Source organism: Xanthomonas cissicola, assembly GCF_008801575.1.
Lineage (GTDB): Bacteria > Pseudomonadota > Gammaproteobacteria > Xanthomonadales > Xanthomonadaceae > Xanthomonas > Xanthomonas cissicola.
Window position 1 is genome coordinate 1 of the sequence record NZ_VZPL01000312.1, and the last position, 214, is coordinate 214.

Annotated in this window: 1 pseudogene; it reads left to right on the top strand. The window is 71.5% G+C overall.

Annotation, left to right across the window (positions count from 1 at the left end):
- A pseudogene (locus F7R02_RS26260) lies at positions 1-214 on the top strand (TAL effector repeat-containing protein); the annotation flags it as partial.

Sequence of the window (214 nt, forward strand, 5' to 3'; positions counted from 1 at the left end):
GTGCCAGGCCCATGGCCTGACCCCGGACCAGGTGGTGGCCATCGCCAGCAATGGCGGTGGCAAGCAGGCGCTGGAGACGGTGCAGCGGCTGTTGCCGGTGCTGTGCCAGGCCCATGGCCTGACCCCGGAGCAGGTGGTGGCCATCGCCAGCCACGATGGCGGCAAGCAGGCGCTGGAGACGGTGCAGGCGCTGTTGCCGGTGCTGTGCCAGGCC